The organism is Sulfuricurvum sp. (genome assembly GCF_049305995.1).
Taxonomy (GTDB): domain Bacteria; phylum Campylobacterota; class Campylobacteria; order Campylobacterales; family Sulfurimonadaceae; genus Sulfuricurvum.
In genome coordinates this window covers 1-3,110 of the sequence record NZ_JBAQPS010000181.1, presented here as the reverse complement: position 1 = coordinate 3,110, position 3,110 = coordinate 1, and the positions used below count along the sequence as shown (strand labels likewise).

The 3,110-nt window shown below is 47.2% G+C and carries 3 protein-coding genes; all 3 read right to left on the bottom strand.

Features of this window, described 5'->3' with window-relative positions; genetic code table 11:
* Positions 1 to 110 precede the first annotated feature (110 nt).
* The gene (locus WA010_RS06210; RefSeq protein ID WP_422556276.1) at positions 111 to 1,232 is read right to left on the bottom strand and encodes an efflux RND transporter periplasmic adaptor subunit; all 1,122 of its coding nucleotides are present in this window, start codon (positions 1,230 to 1,232) and stop codon (positions 111 to 113) included.
* Entirely contained in the window at positions 1,229 to 2,671 is a 1,443-nt protein-coding gene (locus WA010_RS06205; RefSeq protein WP_422556275.1) for an efflux transporter outer membrane subunit, read from the bottom strand. The genes WA010_RS06210 and WA010_RS06205 overlap by 4 nt, the downstream gene beginning before the upstream one ends.
* A gap of 51 nt (positions 2,672 to 2,722) precedes the next feature.
* Positions 2,723 to 3,110 (bottom strand): Crp/Fnr family transcriptional regulator (locus tag WA010_RS06200; protein ID WP_422556274.1); only part of this gene is annotated, 388 nt, incomplete at its 5' end.

Sequence of the window (3,110 nt, the reverse complement as noted above, 5' to 3'; positions counted from 1 at the left end):
CGAACGTCCGAGTTTGGTAAACGACACGACACCGACGATTAGTACGCTAATGATTAAGAAAAGCACCAACTGCGTGTGCGTTACCGCCCATTTGGAGAGGTTGAAATTTTTCACACTCGACCCCTCTCAAACAACTCATCCATAGTCTCAACACTACGCTCAATCGGAGTGATGTTCATCGACCCATCAATCTTTTGCGCTCCGACCGTCACGATACGCATCTTTACAGATAATCCGCTCACCCGAACCGTCGTTACTCCATAGCTTAGAATCGTGACGTTTACAAACACCACCCCATTTCCATTGGGTTTGACTACCCATACCCCCGCTTCACCTGCTGTTTTAACGATGGCACTCAGTGGCAAAGTGATTCCCGCTTCGCTAGGGCGTGAGAGTCGCAGTTGCAATGTTGAGCCCAGAGGGAATCGGCTTAATCCCTCTTGCTGTGCTACATAACGTGCACGATAAGTACGACTTGGCAATGCGGCTATCGGTGAGAGTTCACGCAAACGAAGAAGCACTGAACCCTCCTTGTTATCCCACGGTTGAGCCTCGGCTTTAAACTCAGTGACATAAGTCATGATCTCTTCGGGTAAATCCACTACCACTTCACGTTCACCCTCTTTGGCTATGGATAGGAGGGGTTGTCCTTCTGCTACCACTTGTCCGATTTCCATAGTGATAGCTGTAATAACGCCATCATACGGTGCCCTAAGAATCGTATAGCTGTCCTTATTTTTTGCCAGTTCCAACGCGCTTCGTGCTTGCTCCATACCCGCTGTTGCAGCATCGGCACGGCTTTTTTGACGCTCATAATCTGCTAGACCCATCGAACCATCCAGTGAGAGGCGTTGAAATCTTTGAGCGTCCGATAGGGATTGTTTGGCATTCACACTCGCCGACTTAAACTGCTCCTCGGCAGCGCTGAGAGCTAATTGATAATCACCGTTATCCAGCATTGCCAAAGGCTGACCTTTTGTGACGCAATCTCCGACATTGACAAGACGTTTGAGGATTTTCCCCCCTGCACGAAAAGCTATATCGGTTTCGACCCGCGCACGAATCGACCCACTCAACCATCTCTCTTCCACGCCATCGCTCTTGGCGATTGTCGTCACATAAACCGCTGTAGAATCGGGAATCTTCACCGTTTCTTCCTTGCATCCTGTTATCAGTATCACAGAGACTAAGAGGGCAATAGGTTGAAAATATTTGATTTTTGATAGGTTCATGGGTGTACCTTTGGTTGTTCTTTAGATGAGAGTTGAGATGCATTCCATCCACCGCCCAATGCTTTATAGAGCTGCACATCGGCTAAAAGACGTTGCGTCTCATGGTCTGTTACCTCTATGGTGCTGAGTAATACCAAACGTTCAACATCGAGGAGGGAAAGTTTATCGATTTGACCTTCGCGGTATAACGATTGCGCTTGTTGAAGTGCTTGATGATGATTAGAACTGAGTGCTTTGAGCGATGCACCGCGCTTCATCTCGTTTGAGTGTAGGCTTAGCGTATCTTCCACCTCTTTTACCGCGACAAGAACCCCCTTTTGCCATGAGAGTAACGCTTCGTGTTCACGCTCACTTTGGACATCAATGGATGCTTGAATCCGTCCCGCGTTAAAAATCGGCATAGCAAACGCCATGGCAACATTCGAAAACGCCACCGTTGCCAAATCTATTCCGTTAATTCGAAAATCCTCAAACCCGAACAGTGCATTCACAAAGAGCTTCGGCCACGTTTGAGATTCTGCTTCTTTAGAGCGCAACGACTCTGCACGATACTGTGCTTCCGCCGCCATCAAATCAGGACGGCGTCGAAGCAAATCGATAGGTTGAGCTGTACCGATACACGGAGATTTGGACCAAACATATTCAGGATTATCATCTACCACTGAAACAAAGGGGTTCGCACCCAGTAAAAGGGAAATATGGGTTTGCGATACGTCAACCAGCGTTTGCAACGACGGTATCTGTCCATCCAATGCATTGGCTTGCGCTTCAGCCATATTGAGGTCATATCGGCTCGATTGCCCCTCCTTGAGGCGTCGAGAAATCAGCTTAACGTATTCATGTCGCGTTTGCGCCAACTCTTTGAGAATAGCCAGACGTTGTTGTGCACCACGCAAGATAAAGTACTGACGTGCTATTTCACTCGCAATGAGTAGCCGTACCCCCTCTGCACCAACTTCAGCCCTGATAGCATCCGATTGTGCGGCATTAACACTAGCACGCACACCTCCGCTTATATCTAGCTCCCACGCCAAACCAACACCCGCACTATACGCTCTCACATCCGGCATCCCCTGCTTATACGGTGAGGGGAGTCCGCTATGGGTTGTTGAAGCCGATGTTTGTAAATCTACTGTCGGCAAAAGACGCGAGGCATGGGCATCCGCTCCTGCACGTGCAGCCTTTATACGGCTCATTGCAATCCCTACATCATGATTGGAGATGAGAGCTTTTTCGCTGAGAGTGCTCAATCTAGGATCGTTAAACGTCCCCCACCACTCCCTATCCTCTGTGAGAGAACTAGCTGCATGGTGAAAAGTTGCTGAGAGGTTGGAATCGAGTTTAGGAGGAGAAGTTTCAGGCGTCGCGCACCCAGATAGTAAAAGTATCGAAGCGATAGAGAGCCAAATCGTGTGATGTCGTAAAAATGTTTTTTGCATAAAATTCCCCTAACAAACATAGGGAAATTCTACTCTCACCTTAGAGGATTGTCATTCGCATTTGTTCATCTTTTTCAACCGACTCAGATGTTGCGGTGTGATTCCCAAATACGAAGCGATATGGTATTGCGGTACTTTATCGAGCAGATACGGGGTTGTTTCTAAAAACTGCGCAAATCGTGATTCTGCATTCATCACCAACTGAGAAAAAAACTTTTGATGCACCAGCGAATACGCCAAATCACTCGAACGTCTCATAAACTCCGACCATTTGAGATGATGAGCACACAAATAATCTTTCTCCTCTTTTTTCATGATATGAAAGGAACAATCGGTGATGGCTTCAAAATGAAGCTTTGAGGGAGTTTGACATAAATAGCTATCATAATCGAACGCAACCAGATTGGTCAAATGGGAGTTTTCATCGTTAAAATAGATA

Excerpts from the sequence above, each read along its gene's own strand:
- WA010_RS06210 (WP_422556276.1), bottom strand. The coding sequence starts at position 1,232 with ATGAACCTATCAAAAATCAAATATTTTCAACCTATTGCCCTCTTAGTC.
- WA010_RS06205 (WP_422556275.1), bottom strand. The coding sequence starts at position 2,671 with ATGCAAAAAACATTTTTACGACATCACACGATTTGGCTCTCTATCGCT.